General features: G+C 70.2%; 15 protein-coding genes. 1 reads left to right on the top strand and 14 read right to left on the bottom strand.

From position 1 onward, the window contains the following. From G7A99_RS09695 to G7A99_RS09675, 5 genes are all read right to left on the bottom strand, one after another. A partial coding sequence (locus G7A99_RS09695; RefSeq protein ID WP_163139804.1) for an AAA family ATPase occupies window positions 1-1,505 on the bottom strand: 1,505 nt, incomplete at its 3' end. 214 nt (window positions 1,506-1,719) lie between these two features. After that, on the bottom strand, window positions 1,720-3,180 hold the full coding sequence (locus G7A99_RS09690) for an NCS1 family nucleobase:cation symporter-1 (protein ID WP_163139802.1): 1,461 nt from the start codon (window positions 3,178-3,180) through the stop codon (window positions 1,720-1,722). 285 nt (window positions 3,181-3,465) lie between these two features. Then, complete coding sequence (locus tag G7A99_RS09685; RefSeq protein ID WP_163139800.1) at window positions 3,466-5,286, bottom strand: ABC transporter ATP-binding protein/permease; 1,821 nt, start codon at window positions 5,284-5,286, stop codon at window positions 3,466-3,468. Window positions 5,287-5,583: 297 nt separating this feature from the next. After that, window positions 5,584-5,988 carry an ABZJ_00895 family protein gene (locus G7A99_RS09680; RefSeq protein WP_163139798.1) on the bottom strand — a complete coding sequence of 135 codons (405 nt, stop codon included), beginning with the start codon at window positions 5,986-5,988 and terminating at the stop codon, window positions 5,584-5,586. Window positions 5,989-6,666: 678 nt separating this feature from the next. Continuing rightward, on the bottom strand, window positions 6,667-7,320 hold the full coding sequence (locus G7A99_RS09675; RefSeq protein WP_018718492.1) for a TetR/AcrR family transcriptional regulator: 654 nt from the start codon (window positions 7,318-7,320) through the stop codon (window positions 6,667-6,669). Window positions 7,321-7,406: 86 nt separating this feature from the next. Between G7A99_RS09675 and fabF the strand changes: the two genes are divergently transcribed. Next, the gene (fabF, locus tag G7A99_RS09670) at window positions 7,407-8,672 is read left to right on the top strand and encodes a beta-ketoacyl-ACP synthase II (RefSeq protein ID WP_018718493.1); all 1,266 of its coding nucleotides are present in this window, start codon (window positions 7,407-7,409) and stop codon (window positions 8,670-8,672) included. Window positions 8,673-8,752: 80 nt separating this feature from the next. On the opposite strand, the gene G7A99_RS09665 is transcribed toward fabF, so the two are convergent. The 9 genes from G7A99_RS09665 to G7A99_RS09625 all read right to left on the bottom strand — a co-directional run bounded on the left by G7A99_RS09665 (window position 8,753) and on the right by G7A99_RS09625 (window position 19,672). Then, entirely contained in the window at window positions 8,753-9,631 is an 879-nt protein-coding gene (locus tag G7A99_RS09665) for an SMP-30/gluconolactonase/LRE family protein (protein WP_018718494.1), read from the bottom strand. 78 nt (window positions 9,632-9,709) lie between these two features. Next, a complete protein-coding gene (locus G7A99_RS09660) occupies window positions 9,710-10,642 on the bottom strand; it encodes a 3-keto-5-aminohexanoate cleavage protein (RefSeq protein WP_026321126.1) in 933 nt (310 codons plus the stop codon). Continuing rightward, window positions 10,642-11,601 carry a 3-hydroxyacyl-CoA dehydrogenase gene (locus tag G7A99_RS09655; RefSeq protein WP_018718496.1) on the bottom strand — a complete coding sequence of 320 codons (960 nt, stop codon included), beginning with the start codon at window positions 11,599-11,601 and terminating at the stop codon, window positions 10,642-10,644. The genes G7A99_RS09660 and G7A99_RS09655 overlap by 1 nt, the downstream gene beginning before the upstream one ends. A gap of 9 nt (window positions 11,602-11,610) precedes the next feature. After that, the gene (locus tag G7A99_RS09650; RefSeq protein ID WP_018718497.1) at window positions 11,611-12,396 is read right to left on the bottom strand and encodes an SDR family oxidoreductase; all 786 of its coding nucleotides are present in this window, start codon (window positions 12,394-12,396) and stop codon (window positions 11,611-11,613) included. A gap of 47 nt (window positions 12,397-12,443) precedes the next feature. Further along, window positions 12,444-14,525 (bottom strand): ABC transporter permease, encoded by a 2,082-nt coding sequence (locus G7A99_RS09645; protein ID WP_163139796.1) that lies wholly within the window; start codon window positions 14,523-14,525, stop codon window positions 12,444-12,446. Next, the gene (locus tag G7A99_RS09640) at window positions 14,488-16,071 is read right to left on the bottom strand and encodes a sugar ABC transporter ATP-binding protein (protein ID WP_018718499.1); all 1,584 of its coding nucleotides are present in this window, start codon (window positions 16,069-16,071) and stop codon (window positions 14,488-14,490) included. Before G7A99_RS09640 ends, G7A99_RS09645 begins: the two co-directional genes overlap by 38 nt. 77 nt (window positions 16,072-16,148) lie before the next feature. After that, the gene (locus tag G7A99_RS09635; RefSeq protein ID WP_163139794.1) at window positions 16,149-17,288 is read right to left on the bottom strand and encodes a sugar ABC transporter substrate-binding protein; all 1,140 of its coding nucleotides are present in this window, start codon (window positions 17,286-17,288) and stop codon (window positions 16,149-16,151) included. 93 nt (window positions 17,289-17,381) lie between these two features. Further along, entirely contained in the window at window positions 17,382-18,419 is a 1,038-nt protein-coding gene (locus G7A99_RS09630; RefSeq protein ID WP_018718501.1) for a LacI family DNA-binding transcriptional regulator, read from the bottom strand. Window positions 18,420-18,796: 377 nt separating this feature from the next. Beyond that, a complete protein-coding gene (locus G7A99_RS09625) occupies window positions 18,797-19,672 on the bottom strand; it encodes an SAM-dependent methyltransferase (protein ID WP_018718502.1) in 876 nt (291 codons plus the stop codon). Window positions 19,673-19,785 lie beyond the last annotated feature (113 nt).

Below are 19,785 nucleotides of genomic sequence, written 5' to 3'. Positions count from 1 at the left end.
AGCGTGCGCCGGGCCAGCATCAGTGGGTGGGTGGCGGGGACCTCGTCGTCCCGATAGGCGGCGATGATCAGCAGCGGCAGCTGCTCGAGCCGCTGCACCAGCGTCTCCAGAAGCTCCAGGGAGGCATCGTCGATCCACTGCAGGTCATCGAGGAAGACCACCAGCGGCCGGTCCGCCTCGCTGAACACGCGGAACAGACGCAGCACCGTGTCCCGGAACCGCTCCTTGGCCTCCGCCGGCGGCAGGTCCCCTGGCGGCGGCTGCTCGCCGAGCAGGGCCTGCATCGACGGGCTCAGGGCCGTGAGCAGACCCGCCTGCGCGCCCAGCGCCTCGCACAGACGGCCACGCCACCACTCCAGTGTCTCCGCCGGCTCGGCGATGATGAAGGCGACGAGGTCCTCCAGCGCGTCCAGCCAGGCGCCATAGGGACGGGCCCGCTTGAGCTGGTCGAACTTGCCGGAGACGAAGAACGCCCGCTGCCGTGTCACCGGCAGATAGGTCTCGCGGATGAGGGTCGTCTTGCCGATCCCCGAGGCACCGGCGATGAGCACGAGCTGGGGACGGTGCTCGAAGGCACGCTCCAGGCTGTCCATGAGGCGCCGGCGCTCGGTCTCACGGCCGTAGAGACGGTGGGGGATGTCCAGCGGCCGCTGGCCCTCGCGACCGCTCAGCAGACCGTGATCGTCCGCACGCCGGCCATCGATCACGTCCGCCACCAGGCGCAGGTCTGCGAGCAGTTTCTCACCGTGCTGGTAGCGGCCGTCAGGGTCCTTTTCCATCAGGCGCAGCACCACCCGGGAGACGACCTCCGGGACATCGTCCCGCCGTGCCCGCGGCGGGACCGGCTCCACCGCGAGGTGCTGGTAAATCAGCTCATGGGCGTCATCGGCGGAGAACGGCGGCTGACCCACGAGCAGCGTGTAGAGCACCGCGCCCAGGCTGTAGTAATCCGCGCGGTAGTCCACCGGCCGGTTGAACCGGCCGGTGAGCTCCGGCGCCATATAGCGCAGGCGGTGGGTGTTCGAGTCCGGGACATCCAGATCGCGGTGCTCGCGGCGAATGCGCACCGCCCGAGAGAAATCGGTGATGTAAATCCGCTCACCGTTCCAGATAAAGGTCTCGGGACGGAGGTCACGATGGACGAGGCCGGCGGCATGCACCTCGATCAGCGCCTCGGCCGCGGCGGTGGCAATCACCAGCCATTGCCGCAGCCCCGGCAGCGCGATGTCGTCCAGCAGCTCGCCCCCGGGGTCGTCGAAAAACAGACAGGCATCCTGTCCGCTGCCCTCGAGACGCTCCAGCGTCAACGCACAGGCGAGATCGTGACGGCTCACCACCTCGTGATCCGAGTGCAGGCAGACCGCTTTGGCCGATGACCCCATCCCCGAGCGCAGCTTCACGAGCCGGCGCCGCGTCCCGTCCTGCCCCGGCTCGACACGGAGCAGCCGGGTCGAGCCGTCGTCGCGAAGGACCTCGAGAATGCACAGACTCTCGTTCCACCCCAAGGGCTGCCCCGTCTCCCCCAACTGCGACCCCGCTGTTTCCGCCGTGCGGACGGCACGCGCGGTGCGCATGCCCCGTCAACCCCGTGTGTACGCGTGTCCCGCCGCCGGACCCGTCACGTGCTGCACGGCCCGGCCAGTATTTTCTCAGCGTATATCGGGTCCGCCAGCCGTGTGTCAATCGTTCAGCGGCGCCGTTCACACCTTTTCATGGCCGTCAGGTCCGTTCCGTCGCCAGCGCCTCCCGCCGCCGGCACATCGCGACAAAGTAGAGCGCGGCCCCGAGCACCGCACCGATGACCCAGCTGTAACCGGCGAGCACCTGCAGGGCCGGCACCCACACGGAGGCGACGGAGAACGCCGCTGCGGGCAGCCAGGCGGCAAGCGCCCGGACATTCCAGCCATTGTCGTACCAGTAGGCACCGTCCGCGCTGGCGGAGAAGAGATCCTGGACGTCGAAACGCCCGCGTTTGATGAGGTAGTAGTCCAGCACCATGATCCCGTAGACAGGCGCGAGCACGGCCCCGAGGGTGTTCACGAAGCCGGTAATCCCGAGCTGGCTGATCAGCGACACCCACAGGCCGCCAATGAAGAACGCCGCCACGGCGGTAATCACGCCGCCGATGCGGAAGCTGATCCGGCTCGGCCAGAGGTTGGCGAGGTCGAAGGCCGGCGGGATGAAGTTGGCCACCAGATTGATGCCCACCGTCGCGGTAAAGAAAACCACCGCCGCCACCACCGTCAGCACGACATTGTCCACACGCTCGACGATATCCGTGGGGTTGGTGAGCTGCTCGCCGAACAGCTCCACGGTACCCGCCGTGATCACCAGCGCGATCAGCGAGAAGAACACCAGGTTGACCGTCAGGCCCAGAAAGTTGCCCAGCTTCATCTCGCGCTCGCTGCGCACGAACCGGGAGAAGTCCCCGAAGTTGATCACCACCGCGGCGAAATAGGCGATCATCGTGCCGGTCACCGCGAGAAACGCCCCGAGCGTGCCGCCGGCGGGCTCGCCCCCGGCGGAGAAGATCTCTCCGAGCTCCGCGAACAGCCCGCCACCGGCACGCCAGACGATCACCAGCATCAGCGCGACCATCACCAGGTACACGAACGGCCCGGCCCAGTTGAGGAAGCGGCGGATCCACTCGATACCGTTCCAGAACAGGTAGAGCTGGAACAGCCACACCAGCGCGAACGACAGCCACCCGACCCCGGTCATGCCCAGCACGGTCTGTCCGCCCCCCAGGCCGGTCACCCCGCTGATCAGCAGCTCCACCGCCGTTGAGGCGAAGTAGGTCTGCACGCCGTACCAGAAGATCGCGACGATGCCGCGCACCATCGCCGGCAGGTTGGCCCCGCGCACCCCCATGCTCGCCCGGGCGAACACGGGATAGGGAATGCCATAGCGCACGCTGGGCTGGCCGGAGAGGTTCACCAGCACCATCACTACGACGCCTGCAAGCACGATGGCGCCGAAGACAAGCCAGCCGTTCAACCCGTAGGAAAGGAACAGCGACGCCGCCAGGGTGTAGCCGAACAGGCTCTGGATATCGTTGGCCCAGACGTTGAAGATCTCGAACCAGCCCCAGCTCCGCTTGTCCCGCGGCACCGGGGCCAGGTCGTCGTTGTAGAGGGAGGGTTCGACGTGGCGGATACTCAGGTCGGGTTCGCTGCTCATCTCGGCTACCCCTGCGACGGCGTGGACGTGGCGCGGTCACGACTCGGCCCCGGTCGCTCTTACCGTGCCCCCGACCAGCCGCACGTAGCAAGGACCGTTCCGCGTGCTGCACTGCCGTAAATTTGCCGCCCGCACCGGCGTCTGCGCGAGCCGGCCGGGGCCGTGCTGCACCACGGCCGCACCCGCGCGGCCGGGGAATGCACGACCCGCTGCTCATCGCCGACGTGACAGCCCACGCCGCACCCGCGCGGCCGGGGAATGCACCAGCGTGATTCACAGCGGCACTCAGCGTGCGGCCGTCGCCTCCCCGGTCTCCGCCTCCGATTCCGCCTGCTGAAGCCGCCAGAGATGGGCATAGAGGCCGTCGCGGGCAAGCAGCGCGGCATGGCTGCCACGCTCGCGGATACGGCCGTGCTCCATCACCAGGATCTCGTCGGCATCCGCGACGGTGGAGAGGCGGTGCGCGATCACCAGGGTGGTGACGCCGCGGGCGACCTCGTCGAGGGCCCCCAGGATGGCGCCCTCGGAGCGGGAATCCAGGCTCGAGGTCGCCTCGTCGAAGACCAGGATCGGCGGCTGCTTGAGGATCACCCGGGCGATGGCCACCCGCTGCTTCTCGCCGCCGGAGAGCTTGAGCCCGCGCTCGCCCACCACGGTGTCGTAGCCGTCCGGGAGCGTGACGATGAAGTCGTGGATGTCCGCCAGCCGGGCGGCCCGTTCGATCTCCGCACGGCCGGCCGCCGGCGCCCCGTAGCCGATGTTGTAGGCGATGGTGTCGTTGAACAGCACCGTGTCCTGGGGAACGATGCCGATGGCCGTGCGGACGCTGTCCTGGGTGCACTCGCGCAGGTCCTGGCCATCGATGGTGATCCGCCCCTCGTCCGGGTCCCAGAAGCGGAACAGCAGCCGCGCCAGCGTCGACTTCCCGGCCCCGGAGGGTCCGACCACCGCCACCTTCCGGCCCGGTCCGATAGTGAAGTCGATGTCCTCCACCACCCGCCGCTCCGGCCGGTAGCCGAAGGCCACACCCTCGAAACGCACACACCCCTCGCGCACCATCAACGGCTGTGCGTCCGGCCGGTCGGTAACCCCGGCGGGGGTGTCGAGCAGCCGGAAGACCAGGTCCATGTCCGCGAGCGCGTACTTCATCGCCCGGTAGATGCTGCCGAGCACGTTCAGCGGCATGAACAGCTGCAGCAGCAGCCCGTTGACCATCACCAGGTCGCCCAGCGACATCGCGCCCGCCGACACGCCCAGCGCGGCCTGCACCATGATCGCGGTCACCGCCACGGCGATGATCGCGCCCTGGCCGAAATTCAGCACGCCCATGGAGACCTGGGTGCGCACTGCGGCGTCCGTCCACTCGTCCAGGGTGCGGTCGTAGGCCCGCAGCTCGTGGGGCTCGTTGTTGAAGTACTTGACCGTCTCGTAGTTGAGCAGGCTGTCCACGGCCCGGTCGTTGGCCCGGGACTCCAGCGCGTTCATGCGGTGGCGGTGGGACATGCGCCACTCGGTCACCGACAGGGTGAAGGCGATGTACACCGCGATGGCCGCCGCCGTGGTGGCGGAGAAGGTCCAGCTGTAGTGCCAGATCAGGATGCCCACCACCAGCAGCGTCTCCGCCAGGGTCGGCACGAGATTGAGCACCAGGTAGTTGAGGATGCTGCTCACACTGCGCGTGCCACGGGCGAGGTCCCGGGACACGGCGCCGGTCCGCCGCTCCAGGTGGTAGCCCAGCGAGAGCTCGTGGAGGTGGCGCAGCACCGTGGTCGAGAGGCGGTGCATGGCCGCGTAGCGCACCCGCGCGAATAGCGCGTCGCGCAGCTCCGAGAAGCCGGAGTTCGCAAGCCGCAGCGCCCCGTAGGCGCCGAGCAGCCCCAGCGCGGTGACGAACATCGCCGAACCACCGGTGTCGAGGGCATCCACCACGCGCTTGAGCAGCAGCGGCACGCCCACCACCGCGAGCTTGGCGCCGATCAGCGCGGCCAGGGCCAGCGCCACACGGCCCCGCCACGGCCGCAGGTACCCCAGCATGCGCCACAGGTTGCCGGCGTCGGTGCGCCCCGACGGGCTCTCGGTACGCGGGTGGTGCCACACCGGCCTCATGCGCCGGCCCTCCACGGGATACGGGATCGATTCGTCGTCACGCCCTGCCCTTCCGGATATGGTGGATGAAGGCCGCCGCCGGCAGACGGGGCCCGAACCCTCACCCCATGGTACGCCGCTGCCGCCGTGGCGACAGCGCGGCGACGGCACTGGCGGTGTGCCGGGGCTGGATGGATTCCAGCGAGGACATGGGGCGGCAAGGCGTGAGGGGCGTGGCGGGGCGCAGGTGACGAATAGGCGCGCAGGGCTGCCACCGCCCCGCTTTCGCAGCCAACCCGGCCCAAGTCGGGCGGGCTGCTAGTCCGTGACGATACCGCGCCGGCGCAGCCCCCGGCGGCTCAGGGCAACGACGACCCCGATCAGCACCATATGGCTCAGGCCCACGACCAGGAGTCCGAGCGCCACGGCGCCGCGGTCGACCGGGCCCTCCTCGGCGGCCAGCACCGCAGCGGTGACCCCGCCCTGCACCGCGACATCGACGATGACCATCCCGAGGAAGACGGCGTTGCGCTCGCCGTTCGAGAAATACCGCCCGTTGCGCCGGCCGAACGCATCGCATACCCAGAGCACGCTCGCGCACAGGATACCGATATTGACCCCGCTGCCGGCGTCCAGCCCAAGCCAGTCCACCACGGCTCCGGCAGCCAGCAGGAGCATGACGTAGATCAGAAGGAAACGCAGGATAGCGCCCGGTATGGACATGATGTTCACCCCTTCCCTGGTGGTCGAAAACGCGAAATCACGGCCGGCACGGATACGAGCCGGACCGCCGCAAAACCCGCGGGACGACACCGTCAAAACGGGCAGGTGCCGCCCCGCTCCTCCCCGTCGCCGGAAACGGGCGTGCGGTTTGGGCGATCACGCACCGCACCACCGTCCCCGGCAATGGGCCTCCGTGCAGTCTGCCCCGTCCGCGCCGTGCATGCACGCGCTCCGCCACCCGGGTTCACGGCGGTCCCCCGCCGTAGATCGGCTGCTCGAAGGCAGCCGACATCCCCGACCTATCGGCCATGGAGCGGTCGCTCGAAGGCAACCCACAATCCCCGGGGAGGGAATGGCCCATGCGGGCGGGCCGCCGGCCTCATGGGATCGGCCATTCGTATGGATCGGGCGTGACGGCGTGCGCCCCCGCCCGGCCGGCAGGCACCCGGCACACGAGCGCTGCACCGGCAGGCCGGGCGAGACGATCGGGGCTGTCGGCTGCCTTCGAGCAGCCGGCCTACCCGGAATCGCCGCGGCTCAGCGCCGCCAAACCGGCCGTGGAGCGGTCGCTCGAAGGCCTCCGACCTTCCCTGGCGGCTCCGGGCCCCTCTCCCTTCACGGGAGAGGGGTTGGGGAGAGGGTGAGGCAGACAACACATCCGGCGTCGACGCTGGCCGGTCAGGGGGCGGCGACCTCACCCGCAAACAGCGTGTCGAACTCCTCGCCGTCGACCCCGAGCATGGTCAGGATCTGCTTCTGGGTCGCCTGCAGGATGCGGTGGCGCTCTTCGTCGTCGGACAGGCTCCTGGCGGTTGCCACCGCCCCCACCAGCGAGGCGAGGATGGCCCGGGCCTTCTCGGCGATGACCTCGCGGTCCGGCTCGAAGGGCAGCCGGTTCAGGCGGCTCAGGGCGGTGATGCGGACCTCGAGCATCCGCCTGAGGTTGCTGTAGGAGCGCTCGAAGAGTTTCCTCACCTCGGCGTTCTCGTTGCCGATCTCGTTGAACAGGATCATCTCGTGGCCGGGCCGCTCTTTACGACCCACCTCGCTGAGGTTCCAGTAGTGGGTCACCAGCGCGGTCAGGTGCTTCAGCGACAGCGGCCCCTTCACCAGCCTCGCCGCACGGCTGCCCTTCAGCGGCTCCAGGAACGTCGCCCGGTAGAGCGCCTCCTTGGACTCGAAGTGGTTGTAGAAGGCGCCGTGGGTCATGCGCGCCCGTTGCATGATCTGGCTGATCGACACCTTCTCGAACCCGAAGCGGCAGAACAGCTCCGTGGCCGCGTTCAGGATGCGGTCCTTCGATTTCGCTTTATGTTCGGGTGAATAGGGCATCGGGCATCCCGGACGCAAAAAATTATCTTGATCATATATTGACCGGCGGTACCGTTCCCCCCGTCACTCAGAAGTGCGGAGAAACCATGGACTCGCCAATCGTCATCACCGGAATGGGCATCGTCAGTCCGCTCGGGTGCGGCGTCAAGCCGGTCTGGTCACGCCTGACGGCGGGCCGCTCGGGCATCGGGGCAATCGACCGGTTCGATCCCGGGGACCTGCCGGTGGGGATCGCCGGGCTGGTGCCCGACGCTGGCGACGACGCCGAGGCGGGCTTCGATCCCGACCGCGTCGCCGACCGCAAGGAACGCCGCAAGCTCGACGTGTTCACGCTCTATGCGCTCACGGCGGCGGACGAGGCACTGTCCCAGGCGGGGTGGTCCCCGCAGAGCGAGGCGGACCGCCAGGCCACCGCCACCGTGATCGCCACCGGCATCGGCGGCTTCGGCACCATCACCCAGGCCCAGCAGACGCTGGACTCGCGGGGTTACCGGCGCATCTCGCCGTTCACCGTGCCGGCCTTCCTGGCCAACCTCGCCGCCGGGAACCTCTCCATCCGGCACGGCTTCAAGGGCCCCATCGGCTGCCCGGTCACCGCCTGTGCGGCGGGCATTCAGGCGATCGGCGACGGCATGCGCCTGATCCGCAGCGGCGAGGCAGAGGTCGCCCTGGTCGGCGGTGCCGAGGCCTGCGTGGACCCCCTGTCACTGGCGGGTTTCAACGCCCTGAAGGCGCTGTCCACCAACAATGAGGCCCCCGGGAAGGCGTCCCGACCCTTCGACCGCGACCGCGACGGCTTCGTCATGGGCGAGGGCGCCGGGCTGATGGTGATCGAGACGCTGGCGCACGCCGAGGCCCGCGGTGCCACGCCGCTGGCCGTAATCAGCGGCTACGGCACCAGCGCGGACGCCCACCACATCACCTCCGGCCCGGACGACGGCGCCGGCGCCGCGGCCGCCGTGCAGGCCGCCCTGCGCACCGCCGGCCTGACGCCGGCCGACATCGGCCACATCAACGCCCACGCCACCTCCACGCCGGTGGGCGACCGGGCCGAGATCGCCACGCTGAGACGGGTGTTCGGCGAGCGCCTGCCGGCGATCCCCGTGTCCGCGACCAAGTCGGCCACGGGCCACCTGCTCGGCGCCGCCGGCGGCGTGGAGGGCATCTTCTCCACCCTGGCGGTGACCGAGGGGATGCTGCCGCCCACGCTGAACATGGACAATGCGGACGAGTCCATGGCGGACCTCGACTTCGTGGCCAACAGCGCCCGGCCGCAGGCGACGCAGCATGCGCTGTGCAACGGCTTCGGCTTCGGCGGGGTAAATGCGGCACTGATCGTCAGCCGGGTCTGACAGCCCCGTCAGCCGGCCGGCACCGCGCTCCGGTGCCGTGGGCCCGGGCCGCCCGCGGGCGACCCGGGCGGTCAACGGACTCAGGCGCCGAAACGCGGCTCCGGAAGCCCGTGCACACCGAGGCCGGTAATGGCGAACAGGCTGCCGCGCCGCACCCCGTCGCCGGGGAAACGCGGCAGCGGCGGCTTGGCCATGGAGGTGGCGAACAGCGTGTCCAGGTTCGGGCCGCCGAACATCACGCTGGTGACCTTCTTCACCGGCATCTCGATGACCCGGTCCACCTCCCCGTCCGGGGTATAGCGGATGATCTTGCCGTCGTAGACCAGCGCGTTCCACAGGTAGCCCTCCGCGTCCACGGTGGAGCCATCCGCGGCACCGCCGCCGGAACCGTCGGGCCGGCAGAAGGTCCGCCGGTTGGAGATCGACCCCGTGGCCTGGTCGTAGTCGTAGGCCCAGATCTCGCCGGTCCAGGTGTCGGCGAAATAGAAGGTATCGCCGTCCGGGCTCCAGCACGGACCGTTGGAGACGATGATGTCCTTCTCCAGCGTGTGCACGCTGAAGTCCGGGTCCACCCGGTAGAGTGCGCCGTTCGGCCCCTCCTCCATCGTGTCCATGGAGCCGCACAGGAAGCGCCCGTGCCGGTCGACCTTGCCGTCATTCAGCCGGTTGGCCGGGCGGTCCGGCTCCGGGTCGTGGAACGGGATGACCTCGCCGCTGGCGAAGTCCAGGGTGTGGAAGCCACTGGCCAGGGCCACGACCGCGCCCTCGCCGTCCCGGCGCAGCGCCATCGAGCCGATCTTGTCGGGCAGATCCCAGCAGCGCACCTCGCTGCCCTGCGCCGTGGCGCGAAACACGCGCCCGTCCATGCTGTCGACCCAGTACAGCCGCTCCTGCTCCGGGTCCCACACCGGGCCTTCGCCCAGGGTCGTCTTCACGTCCACCACCACATCGATACGCATACCGTCTCTCCTCCTCGATAATCCGTCGTTACCGCCGCCGTCCGGGCCCCGGACGGCGGCCGGGCCGCGCCACCGGGCCTAGAAGCCCACCGCGTCGGGCCCCTTGAGCTGGAGCATCTCCCGCGCCTCGGCCGGCGTGGCGACCTCCAGCGACAGGCCCTCGATGATCTCGCGGACCTTGCGCACCTGCGCGGCGTTGCTCTCGGCGAGCCGTCCGGGGCCGATCCACAGGGAGTCCTCCAGGCCCACGCGGACGTTGCCGCCCATGGCCAGGGCCATGGAGGCCACCCGCATCTGGTTGCTCCCCGCCCCCAGCACGGACCACTGGTAGCCCTCGCCGAGCAGGCGGTTGGCCGTGCGGCGCATGTGGTTGACGTCCTCCGGGTGGGCGCCGATGCCGCCCAGCAGCCCGAAGACGCTCTGCACGAACATCGGCGACTCCACCAGGCCGCGCTGGCGGAAGTGGTTGAGGTTGTAGAGGTGGCCGATGTCGTAGCACTCGAACTCGAAGCGCGTGCGGTTGGCCCGACAGCTCGAGAGGGTCTTCTCGATGTCCGAGAAGGTGTTCTTGAACACCAGGTCGCGGCTGTTCTCCAGGTGCTCGCGCTCCCACTGGTGGCGGAACTCGCTGTGCCGGTCGAGCATCGGGAAGAGCCCGAAGTTGATCGAGCCCATGTTGAGCGAGGCCACCTCGGGCTTGAGCTCCACGGCCGGGCGCAGGCGCTCCTCCACCGTCATGTGCGGGCTGCCGCCGGTGGTGAGGTTGATCACCGCGTCGGTGGAGCGCTTGATCCGGGGCAGAAAGCGCCCGAACATCTCCGGGTCCTGGGTGGGCCGCCCGGTCTCCGGGTCCCGGGCATGGAGATGGAGCACCGTGGCCCCGGCCTCCGCCGCGGCGATCCCCGCCTCGGCGATCTCCTCCGGCGTCACCGGCAGGTACGGCGACATGGAGGGCGTGTGGATCGCCCCGGTCACCGCACAGGTGATGATCACTTTTCTCGACTGTGCCATTACGTTCTCTCCTCGTTGTCCTGTGTCTCCTGCATCCGGCGCTGATGGACGGTGAGCGCCATCAGCCGCCGGTCCCGCCACTGCTGGCGGGCGTTGAGCGCGTCCGCGGGCAGCGACTCGCGGCGCTCGCGTTCCAGCCGGGCGATCGCGGCCTCGCCCCAGTCCGGCGGCTCTGCGGCATCGGCATCGATGCGCTGGTACAGCGGCCCGTAGCGGCGGGCATAGTCGGCGATTCCGCCGGGGGCGTTGAGGTCGATGGTCTCGAACGGCCCCATGAACGACCATCGCGTGCCCAGACCGTGCTTCATGGTCCGGTCCAGGTCCGCCATGCTCACGTGTCCCGCCTGCACCAGGCGCAGCGCCTCGTTCAGCACCGCGCCCTGGAGGCGGTTGAGGATGAAGCCCTCGACCTCGCCGTGGACGGTGATCGGCACCTGCCCCGCCTCGTCGAGCAGCGCACGGGCCGCCCCCACCACCGCGGGGTCGGTCTCGGGACCCGGGGCCAGCTCCACCAGCGGGATCAGGTACGGCGGGTTGACCGGATGCGCCACCAGGCAACGCTGCGGCCGGGACAGGCCGTCGACGATCCGGGAGGCGACGATCCCGGACGTGGAACTCGCGAGGATGGTCTCCGGCGCGGCGAGGCGGTCGAGCTCGGCGAACAGCGCGCGCTTGTCCGCCTCCCGCTCCGGACCGCACTCCTGGACGTAGACGGCACCGGCCACGGCGGCGGCCAGGTCCGGCTCGCCGCGGATACGCCCGAGAACGGCCGCCGGGTCCTCGACGATCAGTCCGGCGTCCGCGAGGTCCGCGAGGGCGTCGTCGATGGCGGTGCGGGCCGTGGCCAGCGCGTCCGCGGAGACATCGTTCAGGGCGACGTCGAACCCGGCGCGGGCGAACACGATCGCCCACGCCCGGCCGATGAGCCCCGCCCCGATAACGGCAACGGATCGTGTCACGGCGGCCTCCTAAAGGGTTTCCACGTTGCCGCAGACGCTCAGCGCCTGCCCGGAGATGTTCCGGCCCGCCGGGGCGCAGAGGAAGACGACCATGTGCGCGACGTCCTGCGGCTCGACCATGCGGCGCAGGGAGATCCTGGCGAGGTACTCCGCCTCCATCTCCTCGTAGGACACCCCCACCGCCTCGGCCCGTGCCGAAATCACCCGCTCCATGCGCGGGCCGCGGACGATGCCGGGGAGGATGGCGTTGACGCGCACCCCGTCCGGCCCGAGCTCCTTCGCCAGACTCTGGGTGAAGCCGACGATGGCCCACTTGGTCGCCGAGTACGGCGTGCGGTAGGCATAGCCGAGCCGTCCGGCCACCGAGGCCATGTTCACCAGCACCCCCCCGGACTCGCGCAGCATCGGCGCGGCATGGTGAGCGCAGTAGAACTGGCCGTTGAGGTTGATATCCACGGTCCGGCGCCAGCTCTCCGGGTCGATCTCGTCGACACCACCGGTATCGCCGGCAATGCCGGCGTTGTTCACCAGCACGTCCAGGCCGCCCCACGCCTCGCGCACGGCACCGACCAGGGCCTGCACGTCCTCGTCGCGGGCGACGTCCGCCCGGGTGGCGCGGGCCTCGGGGTGGGCGGCGGTGAACTCGGCGAGCGCCTCGTCGGAGACGTCGCAGACCCACACCCGGGCGCCCCGGTCGATGAGCTCGTCGGCGACGACCCGCCCGATCCCGGCGGCCCCCGCCGTGACCAGCACGCGCAGGCCGGACGGCGGGGTGAATGCTGCGGATGCCTCCATTCCTTCTCCTCCTCGATAGATGTCGTTGACCGGCCCCACGCCGCCCGTCACTGGCTGCGCTCGCGCAGCGCGACGATGGCGGCGAGCACGACGAGGCCGTAGATGATGCTCTTCACCGAATCCGAGAGCGTGGTGCCCGCGAGCAGGGTGCTGAGCGCGGTCAGCGCCAGCGCGCCGCCGAGAATGCCCGGGTAGTGCCCGCGCCCGCCGGTGATGAGCGTGCCGCCGACCACCACCACGGCGATGGACGAGAGCAGGTACGGATCACCCATGCCGTTGAACGCCTGACCGTTGAAGCCGGTGAGCAGGATGCCGGTGAGTGCGGCGCAGAAGCCGCTGATGACATAGGCGCTGACCAGCGTCCGCCCCACCGACACCCCGGACAGCCGGGCCACGCCCTGGCTGTTGCCGACGGCGTAGATCTGGCGGCCGAATGTGGTGCGGGTGAGCACCAGCGTCGCCACCACCACGAAGGCGATGAGGAACCACACCACCGGGGTCAGGGCGAGGAACTCGCCGGTCATGAACCACTGCAGCGACGGCGCGGTCCAGCCCTGGGGCGCACCGCCGGTGAGCACCAGCGCGAAGCCCTGGAGCATGCCGTTCATGCCCAGCGTCACCACGATGGGCGAGATGCCGAGCACCGCCACGCCCAGACCGTTGAGCAGCCCGGCGGCGCAGCCGAACACCAGCACCAGCGGCACCGCCCATACGGCGGCGGGATCGGAGCCGTGCACCAGGTGAGTGAGCAGGATCCCGCTGGCGGCGATGTTCCACGGCAGCGACAGGTCCAGGCCGCCGGTGAGGATGACCACGCCCTGGCCGAACCCGAGGAACGCCAGGAACGCCGTGAGCACCAGCAGCGAGTCGACATAGCCGAACACCCCGCCGCCCTGCTGGAACATCACGCCGGTGATGATCATCACCACCACGAACAGCAGGTACGCCGGGATCGCGAAACGGATCTGCTCGCCGTGGCGCGACCACAGCCGGGAGAGATCCAGGGAGGCACCGCCCCCCGCCGCGCCGCCGCCCGCGGGCGCCTGGAAGGCGGTCATGCCGCCCCGGGGCGGGCGCGTGCCGCGCAGGTGGCTGCGCACCTGCTGGACGGCGAAGCGGAGGTTCTCCATCGCCAGCGAGTCGCGGGAGATGGTGGTCGCCAGCACCGCGAGCAGCAGGATCGCCGCCTCCGCCACCGTCGTGTAGTACGGCGAGACGTTGAGCACCAGCAGCACGTTGGCGGTCATCTGGATGACGTAGGCGCCGAGTACGCTGCCCACCGCCCCACCGCGGCCGCCGCCGAGGACGGTGCCGCCGAGCACCACCGCGGCGAAGAGCTGCAGCAGCATGGGATCGCCGATGTGCGGGTCGCCGGAGCCGGTCTGCGCGGTGATGAACACGCCCGCGGCGGCATAGAACATGCCGGCGAACACGAAGGTCCAGAACCGCGTCCAGCGCTGGTCCACGCCGGTGGCCGTGGCCGCGGCCGGGTCGCTGCCCACCGCATAGATCGCCATGCCCAGGCGGGAGTGCCGGAGCAGCCCCCAGGCGGCTACCGCGATGGCGATGATCACCACCGGCATGGGCAGCACGCCGGTGATCGCGTCCCCGCTCAGCAGCATGCTGAAGCCGCTGGGCACCGCGCCGCCCGGCTGGCTCATCACCAGCAGGGTGACGCCCTGGACGATGAACATCGTCGCCAGCGTCACCACGATGGCCGGCAGCCGCAGGAAGCCCACGAAGAAGCCGTTGACCGCCCCCACGACGCCGCCGATGCCCAGCGCGAGCACGACGAACAGCGCCGCCCCGGCAGGGTCGGCGGGCATCGACGAGGCGAGGAAAACGTTGGTCAGCGAGACCACGGCCGCCGCCGACAGGTCGAACCCGCCGGAGAGGATGACCAGGGTCTCGCCGATGGCCGCGATCGCCAGCGGCGCGCCGCCCGCGGACAGGAAGCTGAAATCGAAGTAGCTCAGCCCGCCCTGGGCGAGGGTCTGCAGCAGCGCAACCATCGCGACGAAGGCGCCGAGGGCGATCAGCAGGCCCCGGTGGCGGGACCAGCGGATCGGTGGGAGCGCCGCGCCGGGCCGCTCAGGCGAATGCTGCGCCGTCGTGTGTGCGTGAGCCATTGTCCTCTCCGGAAGTGTTCTGCCCGTCCTCGCTGAAGTACCCCAGCTCGGCCTCGAGCAGTGCCTGTTCGGTGATCTCCTCGCCGACGAGCTCGCGCACCACCCGACCGCGGTAGAGCACGATCACGCGGTGGGCGACATTGACGAGCTCGGCGGTGTCGGTGGAGTGGAAAAGCACCCCGCCGCCCGCGGCGGCGAACTCGTGCATGAGCTCGAAGATCTCGAGCTTGGTGCCGACGTCGATGCCCCGGGTGGGATCGAACATGAGCATCACCCGCGAGTCGGTGAGCAGCCATTTGGCCAGCACGATCTTCTGCTGGTTGCCGCCGCTGAAGGCGCTGCAGCGGGTGTGCAGCGCGCGCGGGTCGACGTTGACCCGCTCGAGCACGCGCCGGACGGCGGCCGTCTCGGTGCGCTTGTCGAGCCAGCCGAAGCGCGCGAAACGCTCCAGCAGCGGCAGCGAGACATTGGCAGTGCCCGTCATCGGCAGCAGCAGGCCCTCGGTCTTGCGGTCCTCGGGCAGGTAGCTGATACCCACACGGGAGCGGATGGCGTCCCGGGGCGAGGCGAGCTCCACCTCACGGCCCTCGATGCGGATCGCGCCCTCGTCCACGTGCTCCATGCCGAACAGCGCGCGGTAGAGCGGCACCTGGCCCATGCCCTGGAGCGCGGCGACGCCGACCACCTCGCCGGCGTGCACGTCCACGCTGGCCCGGCTCAGGCGGGAGTCCACGGACAGCCCGTCCACGGAGATCAGCGCCGGTGCGTCCCCGCGTGCCGGCGGCTCGCTGCGCGGCGGGAAGGACTGCTCCATGGAGCGGCCGAGCATGAGCTCGACGATGGCGTTGTCGTCGTAGTCCGCCACCGCGCCGGCACCGACACAGCGCCCGTCGCGGAACACGGACAGAGATTCGCAGAAGCTGCGGACCTCCTGCATGCGGTGGGTGATGAAGATCATCGTCACGCCGTCGTCGGCGAGCATGCGCACGATGCGCTCCAGCCACTCGACGTTGCTGCCGGTCAGCGCCGAGGTGGGCTCGTCGAGGAGCAGGATGCGCGGGTCGCGGAGCACGGCCTTGGCGATCTCGAGCTTCTGCCGCGTGGGCAGGTCTAGGTCGCGCACCTCGGCACGGGGGTCGACGTCGTCCAGCGAGAGCCGGGCGAGCTCGCCCTCGACACGCCGGCGCGCCTGGCGCGAACGCAGCAGTCCGAGCCGGTTCGCCGGTGCGTAGGGCAGGTGCAGGTTCTGGGTGACGGTGAGATCGGGTACCAGGGTCAGCTCCTGGAACGCGGTCTGGATACCGTTGCGGTGGGCTTCGCGCGGCGAACGCAGCGTCACCGGCTCGCCGAAGACGCGCACGCTGCCGGCGTCCGGCGTGACCAGGCCGCTGAGCACCTTCACCGTGGTGGACTTGCCGGCGCCGTTCTCCCCGAGCAGGGCGTGCACATGCCCGTGGCGGACGGCGAGCGAGGCCTCGTCCAGGGCGACGGTGGGCCCGTAGCGTTTCGTCACCCCGTCGATTTCTACTGCCAGCTGGGTGGCCATGGGCGGGAACCTCGTGAGTCGAAATGGGCGGCGACCACGGGCGGAGGCGCAACGGCCCCCGCCCGCGGGCCTCGGGCCTAGTCGCGCGGCTCCGGCTCGGCGTTGAGCGCGGCGGCGAAGCCGACCTCCGGCGTGTCCGGGCCGTAGATGTCGGCGAACCAGCCCGGCGGCACCTTCTCCGGATCGAAGACGTTGCAGCCGGCGGCCATCTCCTCGTGGGAGCCGGTCTCGCAGAGCTGCACCTCCGAGGAGGTCACCAGCGGCAGCGGCAGCGCGATGTCGTGGGCCAGCTCGTCACGCTTGCCCGCGAGCTTCTCCAGCGCGAGCTTCAGCGCCAGCGCCCCGGAGTACGGCGGCGAGCCGTAGGAGATGCTCGCCAGACCCACCGGGCGGTAGGTATCGCTCGCGCCCTCGACGGTGCCGGGCTCCAGCATCTGGATGCGGTGGCCGTTGGAGGACTCGCCGGCGCAGGGCCGCAGCTCGTCCTCGGGGATGCCGGCCTCGAGCTGCATCGACGTGGCGGTATAGCAGCCCACCTGCATCCACAGGCCGTCGATGTTGTCCCAGCCGTGGGTGGCCACGATCTGCGAGAGCGCCTTGCGCGCCACCGCCTGGGACCACATGCCGTTGCTCTTGGCGATGACGTCGATGCCCGCCTCGCCGTCGAAGACCTTCATCGCCGCGTCGGTGCGGGCCTTGTCGACGGACGTGCCGGGCACGCCGGTGATCATCACCACGTTGCCCTCGCCGTCCAGCTCCTTCGCCAGCCAGTCCGCGGTCTCGCGGCCGGCCTGGTGCTGGTCGATGGTGACGTTGTGGGCGCAGGGCTCGGTGATCACCGAGTCGTAGGCCATGACCACCACGCCGCGGTTGCAGGCGTTGCGGGTCACGGAGTTGAGCGCGGTGGGGGAGATCGGGTAGACGACAATGGCGTCCGCGCCGGCCTGCACCATACCGTTGATCTGCTGGATCTGCTTCTGGGCGTTGGTGCCGGCGACCTGGACGTGGAACTCGACCTTGTCCGAGTAGTACTTGGACATGGCCGTGACCATGTTCTTGGCCTCGGTCTGCCAGTCGTTACCGATGTAGCTCATGCTCAGATAGACCTTGTACGGCGCGTCCGCCGCGCTGGCCACACCGGGGATGATCGCCCCCGCGGCCATTGTGACGGCGATGAGCGGCGCCGCCAGCAGTCTCGTGATGTATCCGCTTGTCATCTCTCCTCCTTCACCCTCTGCGGGGCACAGTTATCGTCTCGGGTTAAGCGCTTAACTTCGCGTTTTCACCTCCACACAAAAGCCGTCCTGCCGCTAGGCCGACGAGCGGATCGTCAGCTCGTAAGGAAGCAGGGTGGTTTCCGGGGCGTCCTGGCGGCCGGCGAGCAGATCGCTGACGATCTCGCCCACCCGGCTGCCGAGACCCGAAAGCGGGACATGCACGGTGGACAGCCACGGGGCCAGCCACTCGTTGAGGGGGTTGTCGTCGAAGCCGAACAGCGCGACGTCCTCCGGCGCGGACAGCCCCATCTCGCGGCAGCGCCGGTATACGCCGTAGGCGATGGGGTCGTTGCCGCAGAAGATCGCGCGCGGCGGGCGGCCGTCGGCGAACAGGCCGGCCGAGCGCTGGTAGCCGGACTCCATGGTGAGGTCGCACTCGATCACCGCCGACGCCGGCAGGCTCACGCCGCTCTCGCGCAGGCCGTCGATGAAGCCCTCCAGCCGCTCGCGGCTGGCGGAGGACAGCATCGGGCCGTGGAGTGCGGCGCAGTCGCCGTACTCGCGGCTGACGAAGTAGCGGGCGACGTCCCGGCCGGCGGCGTAGTTGTCGATGCCGATGAACGGCCAGTGGCTCTCCACCGGGCATTTCCGGTTGACGAACACCACCGGCGGGCCGTCGGCGAGGAGCTTGCGCAGCCCCGGGGTATCCACCGCGCCGAGCAGCACGATGGCGGAGACCAGGTGTGAGCGCATCTCCTCGATGTAGGCGTCCTGCGAGACCGGGTCCTCGCGGGTGTTGCACAGGGTCATGGCGTTGCCGGTGGCGCTGATCGCGCGCTGCACCGCATCGGCGATGCCGGCGTAGAAGGCGTTGCGGTTGTCCGGGGTGAGCAGCGCGATGAGCGCCGAGCGCATCGTGCTGAGCGAACGCCCGGCCTGTACCGGCCGGTAGCCCAGCCGGTCCACCGCCTCGCGCACCCGGGCCTGGGTGTCCTCGGAAGCCTTGTTGGGCACGCCGTTGAGGATGCGCGAGACCGTGGCCGTGGACACCCCCGCCGCCTCGGCGACGTCGCCCAGCGTCGGGGTGGTGCGGGCACTGTTGCGGCGGCGTGTCTCGCGCTCCTGCGACATCCTGGCTCTCCCTGTCATGACCGGCCGGGGATCCGCGGCGCGCCGGGCGCGACGGCCGCGTGAATGATACGGGAGGCGGCACCACCGGCAACAGCGCACACGGACGTCACCCCGCCGGGGGCGGCGCTCGCGCCGTGCTGATCGATGGCCGCGCGGGACAGTCCGCGGACCGGTGCCGGATGGTCGATACTCACCTCTCCTCCCTTCTCTCAATGCGCTTGTCGTTGTGCAAGGGTAAGCGCTTACCCTCTATTGCTATCGGACCCGCACAGGGATGTCAACGACGGGATGTGACGCGGCGCAGCAGGTGGGTGGCGATCGCCGCCCCCCGCTGACGCACGCGGAGCGCACGGTTGCGCCCCGCGTGCCTTGCCGCCCTACCGTCGTGCGGTCAGGATCCGGAAGCCGCCGCCGGCGGTCTGCAGGCCGTCCCGCCGGCGATGGAAGTAGCGCGCGTTCAGCGCCGCGGGATCCACTTCAGCCACGTCGGTGAAGCCGAGATCCGAGAGGTAACGCACCAGCGCCGCGGGCTGGAAGTCGGAGAGCCACGGCTCACCCATCGCGGCAAAGCTTTCCGCCGCGTGGCCGGCCATCAGCCGCTCCATGGGCGTCAGCAGCCCCGCCTCCACGCGGTGGTCGAACACGATACGGCTGCCCGGGGCGCAGGCCGCCAGTGCGGCGAGCAGGTCCAGCACCGCCGGCCGGGGCAGGTACGGAGTGACGCCCATGCAGACGACACAGGCGGGCGCCGCCGCATCGAACCCGTCCGCCGCCAAGGCGGCGACGGGGTCGTCGCGGCACAGGTCCGCGGAGACGAACACCGCCGATGCGGGCACGGCCACCCCCGCTCCGGCCAGCCGTGCCCGCTTGAGGGCCGCGGCCCCGGGCACGTCCACCTCGAAGCAGCGCAGGCCGGCATCCGCGTAGGGGTTGCGGCATGCGAGCGTATCCAGCCCGGCACCGAGGACGACGCACTGCCGCACCCCCTCGTTCACCGCGTCGTGCAGGGCGTCCTCCGCCAGGCGGGTCCGCGCCACCACCGCCGCGCGCATGGTGCGCGCCGGCAGGTCATTGAAGGGGAACGGGTCGTCGCGGACCGTCTGCGCCGTCTCCGCCCCGAGGACCGGGAGGGCGAGCCGGTCCTCAAGCACCAGCGGCTCGTCCAGGAGCTGGTGGACGGCCCGCGCGATGGCAACCCGGCGGGCGGACGGGCTCTCCTGACCCGCAACAGGGGCGTTAACCGGTGACGTCATGACGGCAGCCTCCGTGTGAAAGGAGGCACCACCGTAAGGCCTCACGTGCGCGTGAGGGTCAAGCCCCGTCCGCCGCCTCGCGGACCCCGGCGAGGAAGGTGCGTACGTCCGCG

The sequence above is a fragment of the Arhodomonas sp. KWT genome (assembly GCF_010993615.1).
Note: the sequence above shows the minus strand (reverse complement) of the source record. Positions and strands in the feature narration are given on the sequence as shown.

Bases quoted from the DNA above. Each gene is read 5' to 3' on its own strand.
- G7A99_RS09660 (WP_026321126.1), bottom strand. From the start codon at position 10,642: ATGGCACAGTCGAGAAAAGTGATCATCACCTGTGCGGTGACCGGGGCG.
- G7A99_RS09665 (WP_018718494.1), bottom strand. From the start codon at position 9,631: ATGCGTATCGATGTGGTGGTGGACGTGAAGACGACCCTGGGCGAAGGC.
- G7A99_RS09645 (WP_163139796.1), bottom strand. From the start codon at position 14,525: ATGGCTCACGCACACACGACGGCGCAGCATTCGCCTGAGCGGCCCGGC.
- G7A99_RS09625 (WP_018718502.1), bottom strand. From the start codon at position 19,672: ATGACGTCACCGGTTAACGCCCCTGTTGCGGGTCAGGAGAGCCCGTCC.
- fabF (WP_018718493.1), top strand. From the start codon at position 7,407: ATGGACTCGCCAATCGTCATCACCGGAATGGGCATCGTCAGTCCGCTC.
- G7A99_RS09640 (WP_018718499.1), bottom strand. From the start codon at position 16,071: ATGGCCACCCAGCTGGCAGTAGAAATCGACGGGGTGACGAAACGCTAC.
- G7A99_RS09650 (WP_018718497.1), bottom strand. From the start codon at position 12,396: ATGGAGGCATCCGCAGCATTCACCCCGCCGTCCGGCCTGCGCGTGCTG.
- G7A99_RS09690 (WP_163139802.1), bottom strand. From the start codon at position 3,180: ATGAGCAGCGAACCCGACCTGAGTATCCGCCACGTCGAACCCTCCCTC.
- G7A99_RS09680 (WP_163139798.1), bottom strand. From the start codon at position 5,988: ATGTCCATACCGGGCGCTATCCTGCGTTTCCTTCTGATCTACGTCATG.
- G7A99_RS09685 (WP_163139800.1), bottom strand. From the start codon at position 5,286: ATGAGGCCGGTGTGGCACCACCCGCGTACCGAGAGCCCGTCGGGGCGC.
- G7A99_RS09635 (WP_163139794.1), bottom strand. From the start codon at position 17,288: ATGACAAGCGGATACATCACGAGACTGCTGGCGGCGCCGCTCATCGCC.
- G7A99_RS09630 (WP_018718501.1), bottom strand. From the start codon at position 18,419: ATGTCGCAGGAGCGCGAGACACGCCGCCGCAACAGTGCCCGCACCACC.
- G7A99_RS09675 (WP_018718492.1), bottom strand. From the start codon at position 7,320: ATGCCCTATTCACCCGAACATAAAGCGAAATCGAAGGACCGCATCCTG.